The organism is Amphritea sp. HPY (assembly GCF_050870985.1).
In the GTDB taxonomy this organism is placed as follows: Bacteria; Pseudomonadota; Gammaproteobacteria; order Pseudomonadales; family Balneatricaceae; genus Amphritea.
This window is the reverse complement of record NZ_CP194015.1, coordinates 2,994,004-3,014,407: the sequence shown is the minus strand read 5'-3', so window position 1 is coordinate 3,014,407 and position 20,404 is coordinate 2,994,004. Positions and strand designations below refer to the sequence as shown.

At 52.9% G+C, this 20,404-nt stretch carries 24 protein-coding genes; 21 read left to right on the top strand and 3 right to left on the bottom strand.

Annotated features, from left to right (window positions below; genetic code table 11):
• Positions 1 to 8 precede the first annotated feature (8 nt).
• The 6 genes from ACQUQM_RS13390 (at position 9) to ACQUQM_RS13365 (ending at position 6,412) form a co-directional block, all read left to right on the top strand.
• Entirely contained in the window at positions 9 to 1,085 is a 1,077-nt protein-coding gene (locus ACQUQM_RS13390) for an alkene reductase (protein ID WP_432470397.1), read from the top strand.
• 26 nt (positions 1,086 to 1,111) lie between these two features.
• The gene (locus ACQUQM_RS13385) at positions 1,112 to 1,861 is read left to right on the top strand and encodes an electron transfer flavoprotein subunit beta/FixA family protein (RefSeq protein WP_432470396.1); all 750 of its coding nucleotides are present in this window, start codon (positions 1,112 to 1,114) and stop codon (positions 1,859 to 1,861) included.
• A 13-nt stretch (positions 1,862 to 1,874) separates the two neighbouring features.
• Positions 1,875 to 2,819 carry an electron transfer flavoprotein subunit alpha/FixB family protein gene (locus ACQUQM_RS13380; RefSeq protein WP_432470395.1) on the top strand — a complete coding sequence of 315 codons (945 nt, stop codon included), beginning with the start codon at positions 1,875 to 1,877 and terminating at the stop codon, positions 2,817 to 2,819.
• Between the two features lie 80 nt (positions 2,820 to 2,899).
• Positions 2,900 to 4,066 (top strand): helix-turn-helix transcriptional regulator, encoded by a 1,167-nt coding sequence (locus tag ACQUQM_RS13375; RefSeq protein WP_432470394.1) that lies wholly within the window; start codon positions 2,900 to 2,902, stop codon positions 4,064 to 4,066.
• Between the two features lie 260 nt (positions 4,067 to 4,326).
• Positions 4,327 to 5,160, top strand: a complete 834-nt coding sequence (locus ACQUQM_RS13370; RefSeq protein ID WP_432470393.1) for an SDR family NAD(P)-dependent oxidoreductase — start codon at positions 4,327 to 4,329, stop codon at positions 5,158 to 5,160.
• A 67-nt stretch (positions 5,161 to 5,227) separates the two neighbouring features.
• Positions 5,228 to 6,412 carry an MFS transporter gene (locus tag ACQUQM_RS13365; protein ID WP_432470392.1) on the top strand — a complete coding sequence of 395 codons (1,185 nt, stop codon included), beginning with the start codon at positions 5,228 to 5,230 and terminating at the stop codon, positions 6,410 to 6,412.
• A gap of 104 nt (positions 6,413 to 6,516) precedes the next feature.
• Here the strand turns inward: ACQUQM_RS13365 and ACQUQM_RS13360 are convergent, their stop codons facing one another.
• Entirely contained in the window at positions 6,517 to 7,044 is a 528-nt protein-coding gene (locus ACQUQM_RS13360; RefSeq protein WP_432470391.1) for an REP-associated tyrosine transposase, read from the bottom strand.
• A 17-nt stretch (positions 7,045 to 7,061) separates the two neighbouring features.
• A complete protein-coding gene (locus ACQUQM_RS13355; protein ID WP_432470390.1) occupies positions 7,062 to 7,193 on the bottom strand; it encodes a hypothetical protein in 132 nt (43 codons plus the stop codon).
• Between the two features lie 52 nt (positions 7,194 to 7,245).
• Between ACQUQM_RS13355 and ACQUQM_RS13350 the strand changes: the two genes are divergently transcribed.
• Entirely contained in the window at positions 7,246 to 7,800 is a 555-nt protein-coding gene (locus ACQUQM_RS13350; protein WP_432470389.1) for a hypothetical protein, read from the top strand.
• Positions 7,801 to 7,992: 192 nt separating this feature from the next.
• On the opposite strand, the gene ACQUQM_RS13345 is transcribed toward ACQUQM_RS13350, so the two are convergent.
• Complete coding sequence (locus ACQUQM_RS13345) at positions 7,993 to 8,778, bottom strand: enoyl-CoA hydratase (protein WP_432470388.1); 786 nt, start codon at positions 8,776 to 8,778, stop codon at positions 7,993 to 7,995.
• Between the two features lie 145 nt (positions 8,779 to 8,923).
• Here ACQUQM_RS13345 and ACQUQM_RS13340 point away from each other — a divergent pair, with 145 nt between their 5' ends.
• The 14 genes from ACQUQM_RS13340 (at position 8,924) to ACQUQM_RS13275 (ending at position 20,399) form a co-directional block, all read left to right on the top strand.
• The gene (locus ACQUQM_RS13340; RefSeq protein WP_432470387.1) at positions 8,924 to 9,697 is read left to right on the top strand and encodes an SDR family oxidoreductase; all 774 of its coding nucleotides are present in this window, start codon (positions 8,924 to 8,926) and stop codon (positions 9,695 to 9,697) included.
• Between the two features lie 55 nt (positions 9,698 to 9,752).
• Entirely contained in the window at positions 9,753 to 10,727 is a 975-nt protein-coding gene (locus ACQUQM_RS13335) for an OB-fold domain-containing protein (RefSeq protein ID WP_432470385.1), read from the top strand.
• Between the two features lie 9 nt (positions 10,728 to 10,736).
• Entirely contained in the window at positions 10,737 to 11,870 is a 1,134-nt protein-coding gene (locus ACQUQM_RS13330) for an acyl-CoA dehydrogenase family protein (RefSeq protein ID WP_432470384.1), read from the top strand.
• Positions 11,851 to 12,261, top strand: coding sequence for a MaoC family dehydratase (locus ACQUQM_RS13325; protein ID WP_432470383.1), 411 nt, complete (start codon positions 11,851 to 11,853; stop codon positions 12,259 to 12,261). The genes ACQUQM_RS13330 and ACQUQM_RS13325 overlap by 20 nt, the downstream gene beginning before the upstream one ends.
• Before the next feature lie 16 nt (positions 12,262 to 12,277).
• Positions 12,278 to 13,453, top strand: a complete 1,176-nt coding sequence (locus ACQUQM_RS13320) for a lipid-transfer protein (protein WP_432470382.1) — start codon at positions 12,278 to 12,280, stop codon at positions 13,451 to 13,453.
• A gap of 10 nt (positions 13,454 to 13,463) precedes the next feature.
• Complete coding sequence (locus ACQUQM_RS13315; RefSeq protein WP_432470381.1) at positions 13,464 to 14,633, top strand: acyl-CoA dehydrogenase family protein; 1,170 nt, start codon at positions 13,464 to 13,466, stop codon at positions 14,631 to 14,633.
• 22 nt (positions 14,634 to 14,655) lie between these two features.
• Positions 14,656 to 15,861 carry an acyl-CoA dehydrogenase family protein gene (locus tag ACQUQM_RS13310; RefSeq protein ID WP_432470380.1) on the top strand — a complete coding sequence of 402 codons (1,206 nt, stop codon included), beginning with the start codon at positions 14,656 to 14,658 and terminating at the stop codon, positions 15,859 to 15,861.
• The gene (locus ACQUQM_RS13305; protein WP_432470379.1) at positions 15,858 to 17,006 is read left to right on the top strand and encodes an acyl-CoA dehydrogenase family protein; all 1,149 of its coding nucleotides are present in this window, start codon (positions 15,858 to 15,860) and stop codon (positions 17,004 to 17,006) included. Before ACQUQM_RS13310 ends, ACQUQM_RS13305 begins: the two co-directional genes overlap by 4 nt.
• 456 nt (positions 17,007 to 17,462) lie before the next feature.
• On the top strand, positions 17,463 to 17,996 hold the full coding sequence (locus tag ACQUQM_RS13300; RefSeq protein ID WP_432470378.1) for a hypothetical protein: 534 nt from the start codon (positions 17,463 to 17,465) through the stop codon (positions 17,994 to 17,996).
• Positions 17,986 to 18,384 carry a hypothetical protein gene (locus ACQUQM_RS13295; protein ID WP_432470377.1) on the top strand — a complete coding sequence of 133 codons (399 nt, stop codon included), beginning with the start codon at positions 17,986 to 17,988 and terminating at the stop codon, positions 18,382 to 18,384. Before ACQUQM_RS13300 ends, ACQUQM_RS13295 begins: the two co-directional genes overlap by 11 nt.
• Positions 18,385 to 18,503: 119 nt before the next feature.
• The gene (locus ACQUQM_RS13290; RefSeq protein WP_432470376.1) at positions 18,504 to 18,794 is read left to right on the top strand and encodes a carboxymuconolactone decarboxylase family protein; all 291 of its coding nucleotides are present in this window, start codon (positions 18,504 to 18,506) and stop codon (positions 18,792 to 18,794) included.
• A gap of 207 nt (positions 18,795 to 19,001) precedes the next feature.
• Positions 19,002 to 19,352 carry a GNAT family N-acetyltransferase gene (locus tag ACQUQM_RS13285; protein WP_432470375.1) on the top strand — a complete coding sequence of 117 codons (351 nt, stop codon included), beginning with the start codon at positions 19,002 to 19,004 and terminating at the stop codon, positions 19,350 to 19,352.
• Between the two features lie 21 nt (positions 19,353 to 19,373).
• The gene (locus ACQUQM_RS13280; RefSeq protein ID WP_432470374.1) at positions 19,374 to 19,676 is read left to right on the top strand and encodes a hypothetical protein; all 303 of its coding nucleotides are present in this window, start codon (positions 19,374 to 19,376) and stop codon (positions 19,674 to 19,676) included.
• 102 nt (positions 19,677 to 19,778) lie between these two features.
• Positions 19,779 to 20,399: a LysE family translocator gene (locus tag ACQUQM_RS13275; RefSeq protein ID WP_432470373.1), complete on the top strand. Its 621-nt coding sequence runs from the start codon at positions 19,779 to 19,781 to the stop codon at positions 20,397 to 20,399.
• Positions 20,400 to 20,404 lie beyond the last annotated feature (5 nt).

Genomic DNA, 20,404 nt, shown 5'->3' with positions numbered 1-20,404 from the left:
GTAAAACTATGAGTATTGATAATTCTCAGGCGGCGCTGTTACAGCCGCTGACGTTAGGCGATCTTGAACTTGCCAACCGTGTCGTGATGGCACCGATGACGCGCAACCGTGCCGACAATGACGGTGTGCCGACTCAGGTAATGACCGATTACTATGCTGACCGGGCCGAAGCGGGTCTGATTATCGCAGAGGGAACCTGGCCCAGCGTGACCGGGCAGGCTTATTGCCGTCAGCCCGGAATTGAGACCGAAGCTCAGATCACCGCCTGGCGAAAAATTACCGACGCGGTGCATGATCGTGGCGGCAAGATCGTTTTGCAGATAATGCATGCAGGCCGTATCGGCAGCAGCAAGATCAAGCCTGAAGGCGTTGAGTCTGTCGCACCTTCTGCTTTGCAGGCTCAGGGTGAGGTCTATACCGATGCTGCCGGAATGCAGCCGTTTGATATGCCCCGGGCACTAAGTACTGAAGAGGTTCAGGCTGTGGTCGAGGAACATCGTCAGGCGGCAAAAAATGCACAGCAGGCGGGCTTCGATGGGGTCGAACTGCACTGTACCAGTGGTTACCTGCCGATGCAGTTTCTTTGCTCTAACACTAATCAACGAACTGATCAGTATGGCGGTGACGCGGCTGGACGGGCGCGATTTGCCTTTGAGTGCCTGCAGGCTATGGCTGAAGAGATAGGTGCTGGCCGGGTCGGTTTACGTATCAACCCGGGTAACCGTTTTAACGACACCAAAGATGAAGATCCGGCTGCCAGCCATATTGAGTTGCTACGTCAGGCGGCGTCGCTGGAATTAGCTTTTCTGCATGTCATGCGGGCGCCGACCCGTAAGATCGATGCTTTTGCTATGGCGCGCGAGCACTTCAAAGGGTCGTTGATTCTGAATGATAATTTTGAACCTGATACCGCGGGTGATGCAGTCGAAGCAGGTCAGGGCGAGGCGGTTTCATTTGCCCGTCACTTCATCGGAAACCCTGATCTGGTACGCCGGATTCGTCAGGGAATCGCGCTGTCGGGTTTCGATCGGGACACTCTTTATACTGCCGGGGCTGCTGGTTACAGCGATTATTCCCAGGGCTGAGTATTGCACTAATTGAGGTAATAAACATGAAGGTATTAGTACCGGTAAAACGGGTCATCGACTACAACGTAAAAGTACGTGTGAAATCGGATGAGTCCGATGTCGATCTGAACAATGTAAAGATGTCGATCAACCCGTTTGATGAGATCTCGGTTGAAGAAGCTGTGAAGCTGAAAGAAGCCGGTGTCGCGACTGAGGTTGTGGTGGTCAGCTGTGGTGATAAAACCAGCCAGGAGACCCTGCGAGCAGCGCTGGCTGTCGGTGCGGATCGCGCCATATTGGTTGAAACCGAAGCTCAGCTTGAGCCTTTAGCGGTGGCTAAGACATTGCGCGCCATTGTCGAAAAAGAGCAGCCGCAATTGGTTATTTGTGGCAAGCAGGCGATCGATGATGATTCCAACCAGACAGGCCAGATGCTGGCTGCTCTGATGGGCTGGCCGCAAGGAACTTTCGCATCTGAACTGAAGATTGAAGCCGATGCGATGCTGGTAACCCGTGAGATCGACGGTGGTCTGGAAACCCTGAATCTGAAATTGCCGGCTGTAGTGACCAGCGATCTGCGTCTGAATGAGCCGCGTTACGCTTCACTGCCAAATATTATGAAAGCCAAGCGAAAGCCTCTAGATGTTATTGCTATCGATGAGCTGGGCGTCGATACCTCGGCACGCCTGAAGGCAGTGCGATATGCCGCTCCGGCAGAACGTTCTGGTGGTGTGAAAGTGGCGGATGTAGCCGAGCTGGTGGAAAAATTACGCCAGGAAGCGCGGGTTATTTGAGGAATATTGAGCGATGAAAACACTTGTAATTGCAGAACATGATAATCAGCAGTTGGCTCCGGTTACGCTGAATGTAGTCCAGGCTGCGACTCAGCTGGGTGGTGAAATTGAGCTGCTGGTCGCTGGCGATCAGTGCCAGGCGGTTGCTGATGAGGCGGCCCGGGTAGGCCAGGTAACAAAAGTAATCCAGGTGGAAGCCGCGCATTATGCAGCTCAACTGGCAGAGAACCTGGCGCAGCTGGCGGTCGATCTGGTCCGGGACCAGGGCTTTACCGCAGTACTGGCACCTAGCTCCAGCTTTGGTAAGAACGTGGCGCCACGTATTGCAGCGCTGCTGGATGTAGCGCAGGTGTCCGATGTGACGGTAATTAATAGTGCGGGTAGCTATGTACGCCCGATCTATGCCGGTAACGTGATGTTGTCGGTAGAATCGGCAGAGCCGGTTCAGGTGCTGACTATCCGACCTACTGCGTTTGACAAAGTCGAGATGGATGGCAGTGCTGAATGTGTTCAGATTGATGCAGCAGCAGATCTGGGATTATCCAGCCTGGTCGGTCGTGAATTGAGTAAATCGGATCGTCCGGTGCTGGGATCAGCGTCGATTGTGGTATCCGGTGGTCGCGGTATGGGCAGTGGTGAAAATTATCATCAGTTGCTTGAGCCGCTGGCGGATAAGCTGGGTGCTGCGCTTGGTGCATCGCGGGCTGCGGTTGATGCTGGTTTTGTACCTAACGATTATCAGGTCGGCCAGACCGGTAAAATCGTTGCGCCGGACCTGTATATCGCTGTAGGTATTTCCGGGGCGATACAGCATCTTGCCGGAATGAGTGATTCCAAGGTCATTGTTGCTATCAATAAAGACCCGGATGCACCGATCTTTCAGATCGCCGATTATGGACTGGAGAGCGACCTGTTTGAGGCGATCCCTGAACTGACTGCTAAACTATCAGATGCCTGAGTTTGATCTTGTCGGCACCGCTTTTTTTGCTTAGAGTGGTGCCGGATTCTGATCTAAAACAATAATAAACGGGGTGTAACTTGGCGCAGATTAATCTTGATTTAGGCGAGTATGACCAGCTGCTGGGTAAGCTTTATGATGCGGCACAGGACAGTATTAGCTTTGCCGAGCCTCTACTGTTATTGCGTAGCTTGTTCGGTGCGAACTATGTCACGCTGATTCTGAAAACCCCTTCCCCGGAAAATGAAAATGAACAGGGCCTGATGGTTGCTGTTGGCGGTGGTATAGAAGAGGAGGGGGATGCTCAGTATCTGCCCTATCAACATACCCTGACGCCGTTTTCCAACCAGCAGCCGGATAAGATATTTACCGTCACCGATCTGATGAGCGAAGAGGAGTGGGAAGCCAGCCCTTATCGTCAGCACTGGTGTGCACAAAACGATGTCTATCATGTGATGTCGGTGGATATTTCGACTAAAGATTCCGGCTCACTGCGGTTTCGTATCACCCGTCCGAAAGCGGCTGAAGGTTTTTCACAACAGGACCGCGAGTTATGCGAGTTTATTCTGCCGCATCTGCGCCGGGCGCTGAATATCCATAATCAGATCGATCGCAGTGAATCACTTGGTACGCTTTATTCTCAGGCGATCGGTCGCCTGTCGATTGCTACGGTACTGATCGACGAGAACAGTGTGATACTGGATCAGAACCTGTTTGCCCGCCAGATTCTGGATAGTGGCGACGGTCTGAAGGTTGTCGGCGGACGACTGGAAGCTTTTTATCCAAGCGATAACCGTGAACTGCGCCGCCTGATCAAAGAGGCGTTTGCCCGTTCTCAGCAGCAGGTTGCATCGACATTGCCGGAAGCGATGTCGATAACCCGGCCTTCCGGTGAAGTGAATCTTGGCGTGGTGATTGAAGTGATCCCGAGTAGCGGCTGGGCTGAGGGTAAAGGCCAATCATCAGCTGTAGTTTATATCCGCGATGCGGTGGGTAAATCCCAGGCCAGCAGCGATGTCGCCAAAAAACTGTTTGGCCTGACCCCTGCGGAAACTGCACTTTCATTGCAGCTGGCCAACGGCCTCTCTCTGGAAGAAGCAGCCGAAGCGTTGAATATCCGTCGTAATACTGCCCGTGCGCATCTGCGTGCGATCTTCTCCAAGACCGGTGTGCGTCGCCAGACCGAGCTGGTAAGGATCTTCCTCAACAGTGTTGCCGCCCTGGGTTATAACGAAGACGAGTCCTGATTACGGATTTTTAATACTGATTTTTAATATTTAGTCTGAACGTTTAAAAACGCCCATCTCTGCATGACCAGGGTGGGCGTTTCTTTTTCCTGTGCATTTCCTCTGTAAGACCTTTTTATCTTTTTCTACTCATTCTCGTTTTTAGCATCACGGATATCTGTTAACAGGCGCCTTAGTCCAAACAAGGGATGCTGGTCTTGTGCCGGGTAATAGAATGGATTGATTCGTTTTATTCCCAAGCCTGATGCTGTGAGGATGTCATGAAAAAAGTCGCCTTTATTACAGGAGCAAGTCGCGGCATCGGCCGGGCTACCGCAATCGCCTTTGCCCGTGCCGGATTTGATATCGCGATCAGTGCGAGAACGCTGGAGTCGGGTGAGGAGTTCGAGCATAGCGTGCGTAAAGCCGATGGTCGGCCACTCGACGGCTCGCTGAATGCAACCGCAACTGAGGCAAGGGAGCTGGGTGCGCAGGTGCAAGTGTTGCGTATGGATCTGCTTGATAGCGGTTCAGTGCAACAGGCTGCGCAGCAGGTATTACAGCATTTTGGCCGGATCGATGTGCTGATCAATAACGCCGTCTACCAAGGTGCAGATCTCAACCAGACCTTCATGGAGTTGCAGCCAGATACCCTGGAGCGGATCGCACAGGGGTACATCTTAGCGCCCTTTCTTCTGACCCGTGCGGTGATGCCTGCGATGCTTGAACAGGGGGCAGGTGTAGTCATTAACATCACTTCGGCCGCCGGTGAGAGTGACCCTCCGGTTGCGGCAGACCGGGGAGGTTGGGGCTATGCCTACGGTGCGGGTAAAGCGGCGGTATCGCGTCTTTCCGGCATTCTTAGTCGGGAGCTGGGTGAACAGGGGATACAGGCTTTTACCGTTAATCCCGGCGTCATCACCACTGAAACTCTGAAAGAGACAATTGGCGACAAAGGCGTGCTTGCGCTCAGTAATCAAACTGCCCCACCTGAGTTACCGGCTGCTGTTTTTGTCTGGCTGGCGACCGATGTTGCAGCTTGGGATTACCAATTCCGCACTATTAACGCCCAGTCATTTGCTCGTGAGAAGGGTATTGCGGCTGACTGCAACTGAATTTGCCTTACCGGAAGTAAGTGCCGCAGTGCAGCCTGCTGCCATCAAAAACCTGAGGAAAATAATAATGACAATCACAGGAAAGCAGGCCTTTACCGTAATGATCGCGGCTAGTTTTGCATCGACTATCGGTGGCTTACCCTTTAACTCCCTGCCGATACTTCTAGGCTCGCTGGCGGACAGTTTTAGTCTGAGCCCGCAGCAGACCGGCTTTCTGGGCTCCGCCTGTTTTGCTGGTTTCTTTGTCGGCACGCTGGCGGCGGTATTTATTATCAGCCGGTTCTGCTGGCGCAAACTCACTGTTTTTGCGGCCCTGGCTGCCTCTACGGCGCTGCTGCTGTCGTCTTTTGCTCCGGTGCAATTACAGATGCCGCTGTGGGCGGTGATCGGTTTCTTTGCCGCACTGATGACCTGTCTTGGTTTGCGCATCATGGGTGAGATGGCTAACAAAGAGCGGGCGCTGGGGCTGCGCCAGGGGATAGAGCTGGGTGTCACTGCTTTAGTGCTGTTTATTCTGCCGGCTTTTGTCACCGTGTATTACGGCTATCAGGGCACGGCTATCGCGCTGGTTATGATTATCCTTGGGCTAAGCCTGAGTGCAATTTTCCTGCCTCAGGGCACCTCTTCTGACGAAGCCGGGCCGGGATTGCGTGAGCAGATGCGTCTGCCCGGAATCGCCTGGCTAGCGCTGTTCGTTTTCTTCCTGTTCGGCGCCGGTAACATCGGTCTGTGGGCTTTTCTTGAGCGTATGGGTAATAGCCTTGAGCTGGCGCCTGCTGAACTGGGCACGGTGTTTGCTGTATTGAAACTGCTGGGCGGTGCGGCGGCTTTTGTTATCGCTATTGTTGGCGATCGGTTGGGGATGCGGGTGCCTTATCTGGTGGTGCTGGTGGTGACTCTCGCGGGTCTGATGTTGTTGTGGCAAGCCGATAGCTTTCTGAGTTTTGCTTTTGGTGCCTGGATCTGGGAAGTCGGCTTTACCTGGGGTTGCGTTTATCAAACGGCAACGGTTGCAAGGCTCGATCCACAGGGGCGTGCCATCATGCTGATTCCGGCAGCCTTCGCCCTGAGTTCTATGGTCGGTCCGGCGCTGGCGGGTATGCTGGTTGCTGAAAGCTATCTGCCGCTGCTGTTAATGGCGTTGGCATCGACGGTTATCGCTGTCGCAATTTTCGGTGGTGTTATGGCCCAGCGGGTACGCCGCGGCGTACCTGAGCCGATGGAAGTAGCCCCGGTTGCGGATGTGCTTTAAGTCATAATTGTTTATATATGTTGGGCTTCGCTGCGCTCAGACCAACCTACATAGCAACTACACCGTAGGTTGGTCTGAGCATCGCGAAGCCCAACACAACACAGCTATCTCTCACCATAACCGCTATCATCAAAGGCTTCGGCTCCCCAATTCATATCTAAAATGCCATTTCGGATGAATCGATGAATGCTTGAATACGGCCATTCCGAAGCCCGGCTAACATAGCCATGTTTTACCGGATTGAAATGGATGTAATCGACGTGTCGCGCATAATCCTGATCGTCTCTGATCAGGTGCTCCCAATATCGACGTTGCCAAATTCCGCGTTCTCGTTTTTTTAGCCGGCTTTTGCTGCAAAGCTCTGCGCCGATTAGTCCATGAGAAAAACCTGCCTTAATGAGCCGCCATCGTATGGCGTAATTACTGTCGCCTTCGGGCAGAGTCCAGATTGCATGCAGGTGGTCTGGCAAAACGATCATAGCGTCAATGGTGAAAGGGTGATTGGTTTTAATCTTTGAGACGACTGATCGTAACAGCTCTACCTGATCAACTAATAAAGTACGTTCTCGTTCTAACAGGTTAACGGTAAAGAAATAGCTGCCGCCCTGGATATCGCTCCGTCGATAACGCATGGTTACATTCCTTGTGGTTAGAGATTGTGCGTGTTGTTGTTGTTGTTGTTGTTGTTGTTGTTGTTGTTGTTGTTGTTGTTGTTGTTGTTGTTGTGGATTGCATGTTGGGCTTCGCTACGCTCAAACCAACCTACGTAAGTGTAGGTCATAGTAGGTTGGTCTGAGCACCGCGAAGCCCAACAATTAGCACCAAAACCAATTATGACTGTAGGTTGGTCTGAGCACAGCGAAGCCCAACAATTAGCACCAAAAGCATTTATGACTGTAGGTTGGTCTGAGCACCGCGAAGCCCAACAATTAGCACCAAAACCAATTATGGCTGTAGGTTGGTCTGAGCAACGCGAAGCCCAACAACTTTCACCAAAACCAATTATGACTGTAGGTTGGTCTGAGCACCGCGAAGCCCAACAATTAGCACCAAAACCAATTATGGCTGTAGGTTGGTCTGAGCACCGCGAAGCCCAACAATTAGCACCAAAACCAATTATGACTGTAGGTTGGTCTGAGCACCGCGAAGCCCAACAATTAGCACCAAAACCAATTACGACTGTAGGTTGGTCTGAGCGGAGCGAAGCCCAACAATTAGCACCAAAAGCATTTATGACTGTAGGTTGGTCTGAGCACCGCGAAGCCCAACAATTAGCACCAAAACCAATTATGACTGTAGGTTGGTCTGAGCACCGCGAAGCCCAACAATTAGCACCAAAACCAATTACGACTGTAGGTTGGTCTGAGCGAAGCGAAGCCCAACAATAGGTATCAACAACGTTCACTAAAGCCGATTCGCTGGAGAGGAGGGGGGCGTCTCATCAAACGACGAAGTGTAGAGCCTAATGTTCTGCAGAGTTTCAGAACAAAAAAAACCTCCGGGGGTGCAACCGCCGGAGGCAAGAGTGACAAACGAGATGTAAAAGGGTGGTGCGGTAATTCGGTCTATTCGCCCTTACCCTATTCCCCTTTGAACCGGGCGTGGCGTTTTTCGAGGAAGGCTTGCATCCCTTCCTGCTGATCCCGTGAGGCAAACAGCAGCGCATTAGCTTTGCGCTCAAGCGCCAGGGCGCTATCCAGTGATGCATCCATTCCCGCAATAATGACTTCTTTGACCTGCTCTGCTGCCAGAGGCGGCATGCGGGCGATGCCGCGGGCGGTGCTGAGGGCTTTGTCCTGCACTTCATCATCAGCGCATACTTCGCTGACCAGTCCTGCGATCCAGGCTTCCTCTGCGGTGATCGGTTTACCGGTCAGCGCCATCTGCATCGCTTTCGCTTTACCAACCGCGCGCACCAGGCGTTGTGTGCCACCGATACCCGGCATGATTCCGATACGAATTTCCGGCTGGCAGAAGCTGGCATTCTCACCGGCGATGATTATATCCGCCAGCATCGCCAGCTCACATCCACCGCCGAAGGCATAACCATTAACTGCTGCAACGACCGGCTTAGGGCAGTGCTGAATCGGTGCCCAGAGACGTTCGGTATGGCGCTTGAAAATCTCAATCGGGTCCGCTTCGATCATGCCGGTGATATCACCACCGGCGGCAAATACTTTGTCACCGCCTGTCAGGACGATGCAGCGTACGCTGTCATCAACCGCCAGCTCGGCGAAATAGTCAGATAGCTGGTGCTGCAACTCAAGGCTTAACGCATTGGTGGCATGGGGACGGTTCAGTCGTAGTACGGCAACACCTTCTTCAGGTCGTTGCAATAAAACCGGTTGTTCATTACTTACTGTCATCGATCTGTTCCTCACCTGGACAGAGGGTTTCCATAGTTACGAATTGTCCATGTCGGGAGCCAGTGTCGGCATCGTCCATTCAGACGAAGACCCATCTACCGGCCACTGATTAGACTGTATGAAATGCCTCTAAATGGAGACTTCGATGAAACAGGGTGCAAATTTTAACTTTCAGGACCAGGTGGTTCTGATTACCGGTGGCACAAAAGGGATCGGCGCAGGTATTGCGCGTTGTTTCCTGAGTGCTGGCGCGCAGGTCATTGTCTGTGGCCGTAATGCGCCGGAGCAGCTGCCAGAGGCTGATGGCCGCAAGGCTGCGTTTCTTGCTGCGGATGTGCGTGACTCTGAATCACTGGATGCACTGTTTACCGATATTCAGAAACAGTATGGCCGTTTAGATGTGCTGATCAATAATGCCGGAGGCAGCCCTTTTGCACTGGCGGCGGAGACCTCACCGCGTTTCCACGAGAGCATATTGCGACTGAATCTGATCGCGCCATTGAATGTAGCACAGCACGCTAACCGTCTGATGCAGGCCCAGGAGAGCGGTGGCAGCATCGTCTTTATCGGCAGCATCAGCGCAATGCGGGCGTCACCTGGCACTGCGGCTTATGGCGCGGCTAAGGCGGGCATCCTTTCGCTGGTGCAGTCTTTGGCGGTTGAGTGGGCACCAAAAGTACGCGTAGTGGCAGTGAGTCCTGGTCTGGTGAAAACAGAACAGTCTCACCTGCACTATGGTGATGAAGAGGGTATCGCTGCGGTCAGCCAGACAATCCCGGCCGGCCGTATGGCGGAACCTGAAGATATTGGTAACGCTTGCCTGTTTGTGGCATCGCCCCAAGCCGGCTACGTCAGTGGTAGTAATTTGCTGCTGCATGGCGGCGGCGAGCGTCCGGCTTTTTTGAGCGCCGGTGAATAATAACTAATTAAGCGCCGCTCAGAATCGAGCGGCTCTGGAATGCAGGAGGCTCAACTTGGCTAATAACGAGTGGTTGTCCGAAGTGCGATCTATGGTAGGGCGGGAGTACGGCCGTATCTACGCATGGGATGAAGTAAATGCTGCCATGATTCGGCAGTGGTGTGAGGTGATGGGGGTCGAGAACCCGCTGTATACCGATGAAGCGTATGCCTCAGACACAGAATTTGGTGGCCTGGTAGCGCCACCGGCAATGCTTCAGGCCTGGTGTCTGGAAGGGTTGCACATGAATAATTACCCGCCGGGTTCTACCGATGAGAATCCCTACGGTGTTCTGAAAATGATGGAAGAGCAGGGTTACCCGGCGGTTGTCGCGGTTAACTCTGAGCTGACCTTTGATCGCTACGTTAAGCTGGGTGAAAAGCTTTACTACACCACCCTGGTAAAGGATATCGGCGAAGAGAAAACAACCGGTCTGGGTACCGGTTTCTTCGTTACCCTGATTATGTCGTTCTTCTCTGAGAAAGCGTCAGGGGACGAGAAGGTCGGTGAGCTGCTGTTCCGCGTATTCAAGTTCAAGCCTGCACAACGGCCTGAAGAGAAACCAGCAGAAAAGGCCGCAGAGAAGCCGGTCGTTAAACGTCCTAAGCCTGGTATCAGCGATGATACCCGCTTCTTCTGGGAAGGCTGTGAAGCTGGTGAGCTGCGCATACAACACTGTAAATCATGCGACAGCCTGCAGCATCTGCCAGCGCCTGTTTGCATTAAGTGTCACTCTTTTGATCTCGACTATCAGGTTGTGTCCGGTGCCGGTGAGTTGTACTCCTTCGTGGTGATGCACTATCCGGAGGTGCAACCGTTTGATCATCCGAATCCAATCGGCCTGATCCAGCTGGATGAAGGCGTACGCCTGACTGCTCAGTTGGTGGGTGTTAAACCGGGTGAGATTGAAATTGGCCAGCGCCTGCAGGTCGAATTCCAGACCTTCGACGATGAGCTGACCCTGCCGTTATTCCGGCCAGTGGCGAGTTAAGGAGGCAACATGGACTTTTCACTAACTGAAGATCAGCGCGCGATCGCAGATATGGCTGAAAGCCTGTTCAGCGATATCTGTACCGATGAGCGGCTGATTAAGTTTGACGAATCCGGTGAGACCACGATGGAAGAGCTGTGGCAGACCTGTCTTGAGACTGGCCTGCACGGGCTGTACATCCCTGAGTCTGCCGGTGGCAGCGCGCTGGGTATGACCGACCTGATGGTCGTTCTGGAAGCCCAGGGTCGAGCATTAGGACAAGTGCCGTTGTGGCGACATCAGATAGCGGCTACCGCGCTGGTTGAGTTTGGCGCAGGCAAACTGCTGCCACTGGCTGAATCAGCTGCCAGCGGTGAGGTTCTGCTGACCTTGTCCCAGGCCGATGAAACCCGTTCCCATGGTATTGAGTTGCAGGCGCAAGAGAGTGCTGGCGGTTTGATTCTTAACGGTCGTGTTGAGGCGGTGCCTGAAGCGGCACGTGCTAAGGCTGCGCTGGTATTGGCGCAAACACCACAAGGCGTGGTGCCGGTGGTGCTGGATCTTGCAAGTAAAGGGATCAGCCGGATCGATGGCAAATTGACCCAGGGTGAGTCGGTATCGGATCTGATACTCGAGCAGGTGGAAGTGGCGGCAAGTCATGTTCTGCCTGCAGCGGCGACACAATGGCTGGAGGTGCGCAGCATCGCCGCGCTGGCTTCTTTGCAGCTGGGCGTCAGCCAACAGCAGCTGCGTCGTACTGTCGAATATATTACTGAGCGACGTCAGTTTGATCGTCAGATCGGTAGCTTCCAGGCGGTACAGATGGCGATGGCTGACTGTCAGATCGCGGTAGAAACATTGCGTTCTACGCTGTGGCAGCTGTGCTATCGACTGGATGCTGGTCTGCCGGCACCTTCTGAAGCGCTGGCCACCGCCTGGCTTGCCTGTGAGGCAGGTCATGAGATCGGTCATAAAGCGCAACACGTACATGGCGGTTTCGGGGTCGATCTGACCTACCCGATGCACCGTTTTCTCTATTGGAGCCGCGCCCTGAGTATTGGGTTGGGCGGTAGCAAAGCCACTCTGGAACGCCTCGGCGACTGGCTGGCCACTAACGATAAGCTGGGATGGAAATATGACCTCGATGAAAACCAGACGCTTTGATGAAGTCAGCCTCGGTGAGAGTCTGCCTGAGCTGAATATACCAATTACCGTGGCCCTGATCAGCGGTGGCGCAATCGCGACCCGTGACTACTTTCCGGGTCACCACGATAAAGATGCTGCACAAGAGCTGGGTTCGCCCCATGTGTTTATGAATATCCTGACGACCAGCGGTCTGGTAGAGCGCTTCGTTGAACAGTGGTGCGGTCCGGGTGCGCGTTTTCAGGATCTTAAGATCCGCCTGGGAGCGCCGAATTATCCGGGGGACAACATGAAGTTCCAGGGTGAGATCAGCGCGCGGGATGAAGCGACGCGTACGGTTGAGGTGTCACTTAAGGGTAAAAACTCAATGGGAAATCATGTCACCGGTACGGTGGCTGTGGTTCTGCCTTAAGCCTGAGGATATAAGTATGAATGATTCAATTAGTGGCAAGGCAGCCATTGTCGGCCTGGGCGCGACCGAGTTTTCCAAGAATTCCGGTCGTACCGAATTGCGACTGGCGATGGAAGCGACACTGGAAGCCCTCGCCGATGCTGGTATTGATCCGTCAGAGGTCGATGGTTTCAGCAGCTATTCGGTCGACAAAGTACCTGAGTACGAGATCGCTCGTTTGTTGGGCTGTAAAGATGTTAAGTTCTTCTCCCAGATTCCTCATGGTGGTGGTGCTGCCTGTGCGCCGATCATGCATGCGGCGATGGCTGTGGCGACCGGTGTGGCAAAAACAGTTGTCGTTTACCGGGCAATGAATGAACGCTCATGGTACCGCTTTGGTACCGGCAGCTACGGTTTTGCTTCGACGCCGATTTTTGAGAATGTGAACTATGGCTGGTATATGCCCCATGGCTTCCATACCCCGGCGTCCTGGGTCGGTATGTTCGCGCAACGTTATATGCACACCTATGGCGCAACATCGGAAGATTTCGGTCGTATCGCTGTGGCGGCGCGTGATTTTGCTTCGACTAACCCGGCGGCTTTCTTCTACGAAAAGCCGATTACTTTGGAAGATCACCAGAATTCACGCTGGATCTGTGAACCGTTGCATCTGCTGGATTGCTGTCAGGAGTCTGACGGTGCGGTGGCTATGGTCATCACCAGCGTGGATCGGGCTAAGGATCTGAAATCGACCCCGGTAGTAATTAAGGCCGGCTCCCAGGGTATCGCTGACGGTACCCAGATCATGACCAACTATTACCGTGAAGATATTACCGATCTGCCGGAGATGGGCGTGGTAGCCAAAGAGCTGTACTCCCAATCGGGCCTGGGACCGGATGATTTCCAGACCGCGGTTATCTACGATCACTTTACCCCGTTTGTTCTGCCGCAGCTGGAAGAGTTTGGTTTTGCCAAGCGCGGTGAAGCGAAAGAGTTTATCCGTGCCGGGCACCATGCCCGCGGTGGCAAACTGCCGATCAATACCCATGGTGGTCAGCTGGGCGAAGCTTATATCCACGGCATGAACGGCGTTGCAGAAGCGGTCCGTCAGGTTCGCGGCAGCGCGGTCAACCAGGTGGATGATGTAGAAAACGTGCTGGTTACAGCAGGTACCGGTGTACCGACCAGCGGACTGATTTTAGGCACAGCCTGAGGAGGCAAGCATGTTTGTCGACCTGACACCCGAGCAGCATGAGCTGCGCATTAAGGTTCGTGACTATTTTAACGAGCTGATGACCCCCGAACTGCGTCTGGCATTGCGGGGCAAAGAGGGCGGTGATGAATACCGCAAAGTGATTCGCCAGATGGGCGAAGATGGCTGGCTGGCAGTAGGCTGGCCGAAAGAACACGGCGGCCAGGGCTATCAGGCCTCTGAACAGCTGATCTTTTTTGAAGAAGCCAATATTGCCGGTGCGCCACTACCGTTTGTAACGATTAACACGGTAGGTCCGACCCTGATGGCGCAAGGCAGTGACAAGCAGAAAGAGATGTTTCTGCCGGGTATCGCTAAAGGTGAGCTGACCTTTGCTATCGGTTATTCCGAGCCTGGTGCCGGTTCCGATCTGGCAACGCTGAAAACGACAGCGAAGCCGGAAGAGGATCATTTTCTGGTTAACGGTAGCAAGCTGTGGACCTCAGGTGCTGAAGCCGCCGACTATATCTGGATCGCGGCGCGTACCGACCAGGATCTGCCACGGCATAAAGGGGTATCCATCCTGATTCTGGATACCAAAGAGGAAGGTTTCTCCAGTACCGTGATTCCGACCTGTTCCAACCCGACGGCGGCGACATACTATGACAATGTCAAAGTGCCGAAGGATATGCTGGTGGGTGAACTGAACGGTGGCTGGAAACTGATCACCTCGCAGCTTAACCATGAGCGTCTTGGTTTGGGCTCCTGGTCTGATAAAGTGGCTGGTCTGTTCCGCAAGGTTTACCTGTGGGCGCGCACCGCCGATGAAAACGGCCGCCGTGCGACCGATAAAGCCTGGGTGCGTTCCGCGCTGGCCGAGTGTTATTCACGGCTTGAGGCGATGCGCCTGATCAACTTCCGTATCGCGTCTGACCTGGAAAAAGGGCAGATGGATATTGCACTGGCGTCGATCACTAAGGTGTATGGTTCTGAGTCTGCGATTGAGATCCTGCGTCGGCTGGTGGATATTGTCGGTGCGAATGGCTTAGTGCGTGAAGATTCTGCCGCTTCCCTGCTGATGGGTGAGCTGGATTATGAAGTGCGTGCTTCTGTCACACTGACATTTGGTGGCGGTGCTAACGAGATTCAGCGTGAACTGATCGCACAGTTTGGTTTGGGCACGCCCCGCGCTGTCCGCTAAGCTGAGGGCTAAGGAGAATACTATGAGCACAATTGAGACCTTTCGCGAGGAAACCCGCGCCTGGCTTGAAGCGAACTGCCCGATGTCACTGCGTACTCCGACCCCTGAGGGCGACCTGATCTGGGGTGGTTCCCAGGTGGAGTTCAGCACTGAAGATCAGCAGCTTTGGTTTGAACGTATGCGCGACAAGGGCTGGTTTTGTCCTGACTGGCCGGTTGAATACGGTGGTGGTGGTCTGTCTGCTGCAGAGATGGCGGTGCTGGAAAGCGAAAACCGCCGCCTGCGTTGTCGTCCGCCGCAGATCAATCTCGGCATCTGGATGCTGGGGCCGGTACTGCTTGAGTTTGGTACCGAAGAACAGAAAAAGCGTCTGTTGACGCCCATGACCCGCGGCGAAGTACGCTGGTGTCAGGGCTTCAGTGAGCCGAATGCCGGTTCTGACCTGGCCAACATCCGCACTTCGGCGCGGGATGAAGGCGATCACTATGTGGTCAACGGCAGCAAGATCTGGACCTCCTATGGCGATAAGTCCGACTGGATGTATGCCCTGGTCCGTACCGATAATGAGGCATCTAAGCATGCGGGTATCAGCCTGCTGGTGCTGGATATGCATGCAGAAGGCGTGCAGGCCGCACCGATCGACCTGATCAGCGGCAAGTCGACCTTCTGCGAAGTGTTCTTTGACGATGTCAAAGTACCGAAAGAGAATCTGATCGGCCCGTTGAACGGCGGTTGGAATCTGGCGAAGAAGTTGCTGCAGCATGAGCGCAGCGCGATGTCGAAGTTTGGCGAATTCAGCCTGCCGACCCATTTCCACCTGATGTCGCTGATCCGTGATTATATGCCACAACCTGAGACTGCTGCAGAGATCGTTCTGAATGCCCGTGCTCAGGCCTGTGCCATGGATGAGCAGGCCTACAACCTGACCGTACAGCGGATGGGTGAAGAGGCCCGCGCCGGACAGAATGTCTCGGGCGTAATGTCGATTATGAAGCTGGTCCATACCGAGCAGGAGAAGGTTAAGTTCGAACTGCTGCTCGATGCCATGGGCTACCGTGCCCTTGGCTGGGAAGGTGACGAGTTTAGCGATCAGGAGCGGGCGATCACTAAAGCCTGGCTCAACAGCTTTGCCCAGACGATTGCCGGTGGCGCGTCTGAAGTGCAGCTGAACGTGATCGCGAAACGCGTACTGGAACTGCCCGATGGCAAAAAAGGAGAGCGGCGATGAGTCTGGTTTATACCGAAGAGCAGCGCATGCTGGTTGATACCGCACGCGAGTTTCTGGCCGCAAAAAGTCCGGTTCAGGCACAGCGCGCGCTACGTGATAACAATGAAGCTCTGGGCTTTGATGGCGATCTGTGGCAACAGATGGTTGAGCTTGGCTGGGGCGCGATTCCGTTCCCTGAATCCCTTGGTGGCTTCGAGTTTGGCTATAAAGGGATGGGTGCAGTATTTGAAGAGCTTGGACGGCACCTGAGTGCCTCGCCAATGCTCTCTTCCATTGCGCTCAGCGGTACTGTGTTGCAGTACCTTGGCAGTGAAGCGCAGCAATCTGAATGGCTCAGTGCCATGATCAGTGGCGAAAAGCGTCTGGCACTGGCGGTGGACGAAGATCACCGTCACGACCCTGCTGCAATCGCACTGGCTGCGACTCTTGCTAACAGTAGTGATACCGATGGCTATCGTCTCAGCGGCGATAAAGTAGTGGTATTGGATGGTGTTGATGCCGACGGCTGGATCGTCGCCGCACGCACTTCTGGTGTAGCAGGCGATAGCGATGGCATCAGCCTGTTTCTGGTACCAGCCGGCACTGACGGCGTTACCGTAACCCGTCAGTCGCTGATCGATGCCCGTAACGTGGCTCGCCTGTCATTGGATAATGTCTGCGTCCCGGCTGCTAACCTGCTGGGTGAAGCCGGTCAGGGCATGACAGCACTGGAACAGGCACTGGACCGTGGCCGTCTGTGTCTCGCAGCTGAGATGCTGGGCGCAGCAGAGACTCTGTTTGCTATGACCATCGAGTATCTCAAGACCCGGGTGCAGTTTGACGTTCAGATCGGTACCTTCCAGGCATTGCAGCACCGTGCATCCTGGTGTTTTGTCGAGCTTAACCTGGCCCGCAGCACGCTTATGGCTGCGCTGAATGCGGTTGATACAGGAGCCGAAGATATGGCAGCACAGATCAGTCTGGCGAAGTGGAAAGTCGGTCAGACAGTGGATAAGATCAGTGGCGAAGCGGTGCAGATGCACGGCGGCATCGGTGTCACCGATGAGCTGGATGTCGGGCTGTACCTCAAGCGAATCCGGGTTGCCCAGATGAGTCTGGGGGATGCGGATTATCATCTGGCCCGTTATGGTCAGCTGACTGGCTAAAACTAGTCTAAGTTAGCGAAAGAAACCAACCGGCGCAGCTATCCTATACATGGCTGCGCCGGTTTTTTTATGCCTGAAAAATGTTCGCTTCACTGCCTTTATGCGAAAGAATAGTAGGTTGGCGCTTAGTATGCCCCGCGAAGCGTTCTGGGTAGAGCGCAGCGAAGCCCAGCAGTTGGGTTAGATCCCCTCATGCTTTTCACTATTTATATACAACTTTAACGAGAAGGAGGATTGTGCGAGGATATACGTCAGTTTGATGTTTTTCCCCAAACATCGTTATGCAATAAGCAAAGGAAAGCTTATGAATATCAAAGTATTACCACTTCTTTCTTCAAACTCTATTTCGGAGTTATACGTCAATTTGACGCGTTATAACACGTCAATCTGACGTATATTTAGCTGTTATGCAATCAACTGCGATTGGAACAGACTATGAGGTTGAATTAAAGCTCTATGAATAATAAGTATGGAACGCTGATTAGTAGATATATAAAGGCAAAGGATGACAATAAGCCTCATTTGATGAAAAGTGTCTTTTCTGAAGACGCAACTTTGAGGATGAAGGTTAAAACTGAAAATATCTCTTTTCCATCTGATGTAACCGGTTTAAATGAAATAACAGAGACATTGGTTCGAGAATTTAATAAATCATACGAGAACATCTATACAATTTGTCTATCCGACACTGTAGAGCAACACGAAGACGCACTCAATTGCCGCTGGATAGTTGGTATGACAGAAAAGGCTTCCGGGTTATCCCGAGTAGGATTCGGAGACTACCAATGGTGCTTTGAAAGTGAAGGTTCAAATCTTGTGAGTCATTTAACAATAGTTATCGAAGATATGATTATTTTGCCCCGAGAGTCACAATCTGACGTAATGTATTGGTTTGATAACTTATCATATCCATGGGCTCTCTCATCTAAAGCTGTGGCGTCAATGCCTGATGTTGCCTTGCTTGCCGGAGTTCGTGGTCTTGTCGCATAACAAGGCCAATCAGAAAGGACCGCTTACTCGCCGCTTCGCTCTGTTTCAGCGGCCTCTGTTGGCGGCGTTATGCATCACTAAGGAAGTAATGTTGAGCGAAGAGTTTAAGAGTATTCATTTCAAAAGTGGCGAGCTGAATATGAGCAAGCCAGAAACACTGTACTTTGAGCTGGCTGGTGAAGAGGCGGAGCTTGTTCAAGTAGATGAAATGGTTAAAGATCATTTGTTATGGTCGGAGTCAGGTAATGGTTTCAGAAAAATATTTACCAATCTTCTAGCTGGCGGTGAACGAGACACTCCTTACGAGGCAGTCATCTGGTTCGACTCCATTACTCAACACAAGGTGGTACCGGTAGGTGTTCGAGTCGGTTTGGGGCGCATGTTTTAAATGCATAACAAGTTGCTCAAGTACACTCCGGCCGCAAAAGACGCGGCCTCCGCGGGACAGCCTACACTGCGTTTCGGCTGCCCCTTAGCAAGGCGTTAGAACACACAAGGAGGAATGGCATGCTGAACAAACATCAGAAAGAGCTTTATAGTGCATTCTATGAGTCTACCCATCAGAATGAATTTTTGGATCAAAAAACCGAAGTCCTGGTAGGGCTGGCTGCCGCGATGGGCATGAACTGCCAACCTTGCACCAGGTACTACCTTCACGAAGCCAAAAAGGCCGGGGTAAAGAAGGGGGAGGTGTCTGAAGTTTTGGCAAAAGTTATGGCTGTTGCAGCAGGCCAGAAGCGGCTTCAGGCACAGCAGGTTCTCGAACAATATAAAATTGACCTTGATACATTCGAGTAATGCGTTCTGACAGTTACATCAAGGTCGCCCATGCGGGGCTGAGAACGAAGTACGCAGCGTCCCTAATGCAGGCCGCCAGAATAACGGGATACCCATGCAGAATATCGATATAGTCGCAGCATCAGAAAGTGATTCTGAGGAGGTCTCAGGGGTGGTCAGGGATCTGTTGCTTGAGCTTGAGCCGGAGCTGCAGCTGAAATTGAAGGTATGCAGTTGGGGCAGGTTACGCAAACCCTGTTAAGTTCCTCAAAAATATGGGCGTTTCTGGCCAGGCATGATGAACAAACCGTCGGTGGAATCACGCTCCATGAGTGTGCGGCAATTTACGCCGGGGGTGTCTTCGGTGAGATATCAGAGCTGTATGTTAAGCCGCAATACCGTTCATCTGAAATAGGCAGCCTGTTGCTTAAGGCTGCCATTGCGAAGGGCAGGCAGTTAGGCTGGAAGCGTTTTGAAGTTGGCAGCCCTCCGTCGGCCGAAAGCCCCGGAACTATTAAGTTCTATGAAGAGAAGGGCTTCGTATGCACAGGCTCAAGGTTACGCCGCTTAATAGATTAAGAGCCCCGGTAGTTCATGATCATGTATAAGAAATTTTACTTACCTCTGATTCTTTTATTGCTTGCTGTTGCTATCGGTTTTATTGGCAAGACATATAGGGTCACGACCGCCATTGAGCCTTGCTCAGCTGAGTGGTTTACATCGGTTGAAGACAGATTGGGTACCGGCGATTCTGAAGGGCATGGCCCGGATATCGGTTCGCTGGAATGGAAATCCGTGGTTGAATTCAAACTGGGAATCCGTAATAAGCCGAACACGCCTGACCCCGCTTCCAGGCGATGGTGTAGTTATATAGATGCAATAATTCACACTGATGGTAGCTGAAGTATTCTGTATGCTGCGTTGAGGCCTGCGGTATATTATTAGCTCCTGTTTATTGCCTTGCTGTTAGCCAGGTGGAGCCGATCTCAGAATAGAGTCGATAAGATGGATATAGTAACTTTGCTGCTGTTTGCCCCTGCCTGCTTCGCTTTGAATATGTCGCCAGGGCCGAATAACCTGCTCTCAATGAATAACGCGAAGTGTTATGGATTGCGCACTGCCTGTATCGCCGGCAGCGGCAGAATAGCGGCATTCGCCATAATGATCGCGCTGGCGGCTTCCGGGCTTGCCGCTATCCTTTACGCATCGGAACAGTTGTTCTTTGTTATCAAGGTGTTGGGTGCCGGTTATCTTTTCTGGTTAGCTTTTCAGCTTTGGCGGGCAGATCCCTCGGCTGAGGATACCTTAACAGTGTCGAATCTGACGCTGGCAAGTCTGGCCCGGCAGGAGTTTCTGCTGGCTGCAGGTAACCCTAAAGCAATTCTTATTTTTACCGCTTTCCTGCCGCAGTTTGTCGATCTGACTGAACAGGCCGGTTTCCAGTTTTTTATCCTGGGGGCGGTTTTTCTCTGTTTAGAGTGGATCGCTATCGCCTTATATGGGTGTTTCGGGGTTTATTTGCGTAGCTGGTTTTCCCGTCCGGCGATGCGCAGAGTCTTTAATCGGAGCTGTGCCGGAGTGTTGGGGTGTGCCGGGCTGGGCTTGCTGGTGGCGCACAGAGATTGATAATA

Excerpts from the sequence above, each read along its gene's own strand:
- ACQUQM_RS13350 (WP_432470389.1), top strand. The coding sequence starts at position 7,246 with ATGACTGTAGGTTGGTCTGAGCACAGCGAAGCCCAACAATTAGCACCA.
- ACQUQM_RS13310 (WP_432470380.1), top strand. The coding sequence starts at position 14,656 with ATGAGCACAATTGAGACCTTTCGCGAGGAAACCCGCGCCTGGCTTGAA.
- ACQUQM_RS13385 (WP_432470396.1), top strand. The coding sequence starts at position 1,112 with ATGAAGGTATTAGTACCGGTAAAACGGGTCATCGACTACAACGTAAAA.
- ACQUQM_RS13320 (WP_432470382.1), top strand. The coding sequence starts at position 12,278 with ATGAATGATTCAATTAGTGGCAAGGCAGCCATTGTCGGCCTGGGCGCG.
- ACQUQM_RS13380 (WP_432470395.1), top strand. The coding sequence starts at position 1,875 with ATGAAAACACTTGTAATTGCAGAACATGATAATCAGCAGTTGGCTCCG.
- ACQUQM_RS13275 (WP_432470373.1), top strand. The coding sequence starts at position 19,779 with ATGGATATAGTAACTTTGCTGCTGTTTGCCCCTGCCTGCTTCGCTTTG.
- ACQUQM_RS13345 (WP_432470388.1), bottom strand. The coding sequence starts at position 8,778 with ATGACAGTAAGTAATGAACAACCGGTTTTATTGCAACGACCTGAAGAA.
- ACQUQM_RS13305 (WP_432470379.1), top strand. The coding sequence starts at position 15,858 with ATGAGTCTGGTTTATACCGAAGAGCAGCGCATGCTGGTTGATACCGCA.
- ACQUQM_RS13390 (WP_432470397.1), top strand. The coding sequence starts at position 9 with ATGAGTATTGATAATTCTCAGGCGGCGCTGTTACAGCCGCTGACGTTA.
- ACQUQM_RS13325 (WP_432470383.1), top strand. The coding sequence starts at position 11,851 with ATGAAAACCAGACGCTTTGATGAAGTCAGCCTCGGTGAGAGTCTGCCT.
- ACQUQM_RS13300 (WP_432470378.1), top strand. The coding sequence starts at position 17,463 with ATGAATAATAAGTATGGAACGCTGATTAGTAGATATATAAAGGCAAAG.
- ACQUQM_RS13280 (WP_432470374.1), top strand. The coding sequence starts at position 19,374 with ATGTATAAGAAATTTTACTTACCTCTGATTCTTTTATTGCTTGCTGTT.
- ACQUQM_RS13315 (WP_432470381.1), top strand. The coding sequence starts at position 13,464 with ATGTTTGTCGACCTGACACCCGAGCAGCATGAGCTGCGCATTAAGGTT.
- ACQUQM_RS13285 (WP_432470375.1), top strand. The coding sequence starts at position 19,002 with ATGCAGTTGGGGCAGGTTACGCAAACCCTGTTAAGTTCCTCAAAAATA.
- ACQUQM_RS13290 (WP_432470376.1), top strand. The coding sequence starts at position 18,504 with ATGCTGAACAAACATCAGAAAGAGCTTTATAGTGCATTCTATGAGTCT.
- ACQUQM_RS13340 (WP_432470387.1), top strand. The coding sequence starts at position 8,924 with ATGAAACAGGGTGCAAATTTTAACTTTCAGGACCAGGTGGTTCTGATT.
- ACQUQM_RS13330 (WP_432470384.1), top strand. The coding sequence starts at position 10,737 with ATGGACTTTTCACTAACTGAAGATCAGCGCGCGATCGCAGATATGGCT.
- ACQUQM_RS13360 (WP_432470391.1), bottom strand. The coding sequence starts at position 7,044 with ATGCGTTATCGACGGAGCGATATCCAGGGCGGCAGCTATTTCTTTACC.
- ACQUQM_RS13370 (WP_432470393.1), top strand. The coding sequence starts at position 4,327 with ATGAAAAAAGTCGCCTTTATTACAGGAGCAAGTCGCGGCATCGGCCGG.
- ACQUQM_RS13365 (WP_432470392.1), top strand. The coding sequence starts at position 5,228 with ATGACAATCACAGGAAAGCAGGCCTTTACCGTAATGATCGCGGCTAGT.
- ACQUQM_RS13355 (WP_432470390.1), bottom strand. The coding sequence starts at position 7,193 with ATGACCTACACTTACGTAGGTTGGTTTGAGCGTAGCGAAGCCCAACAT.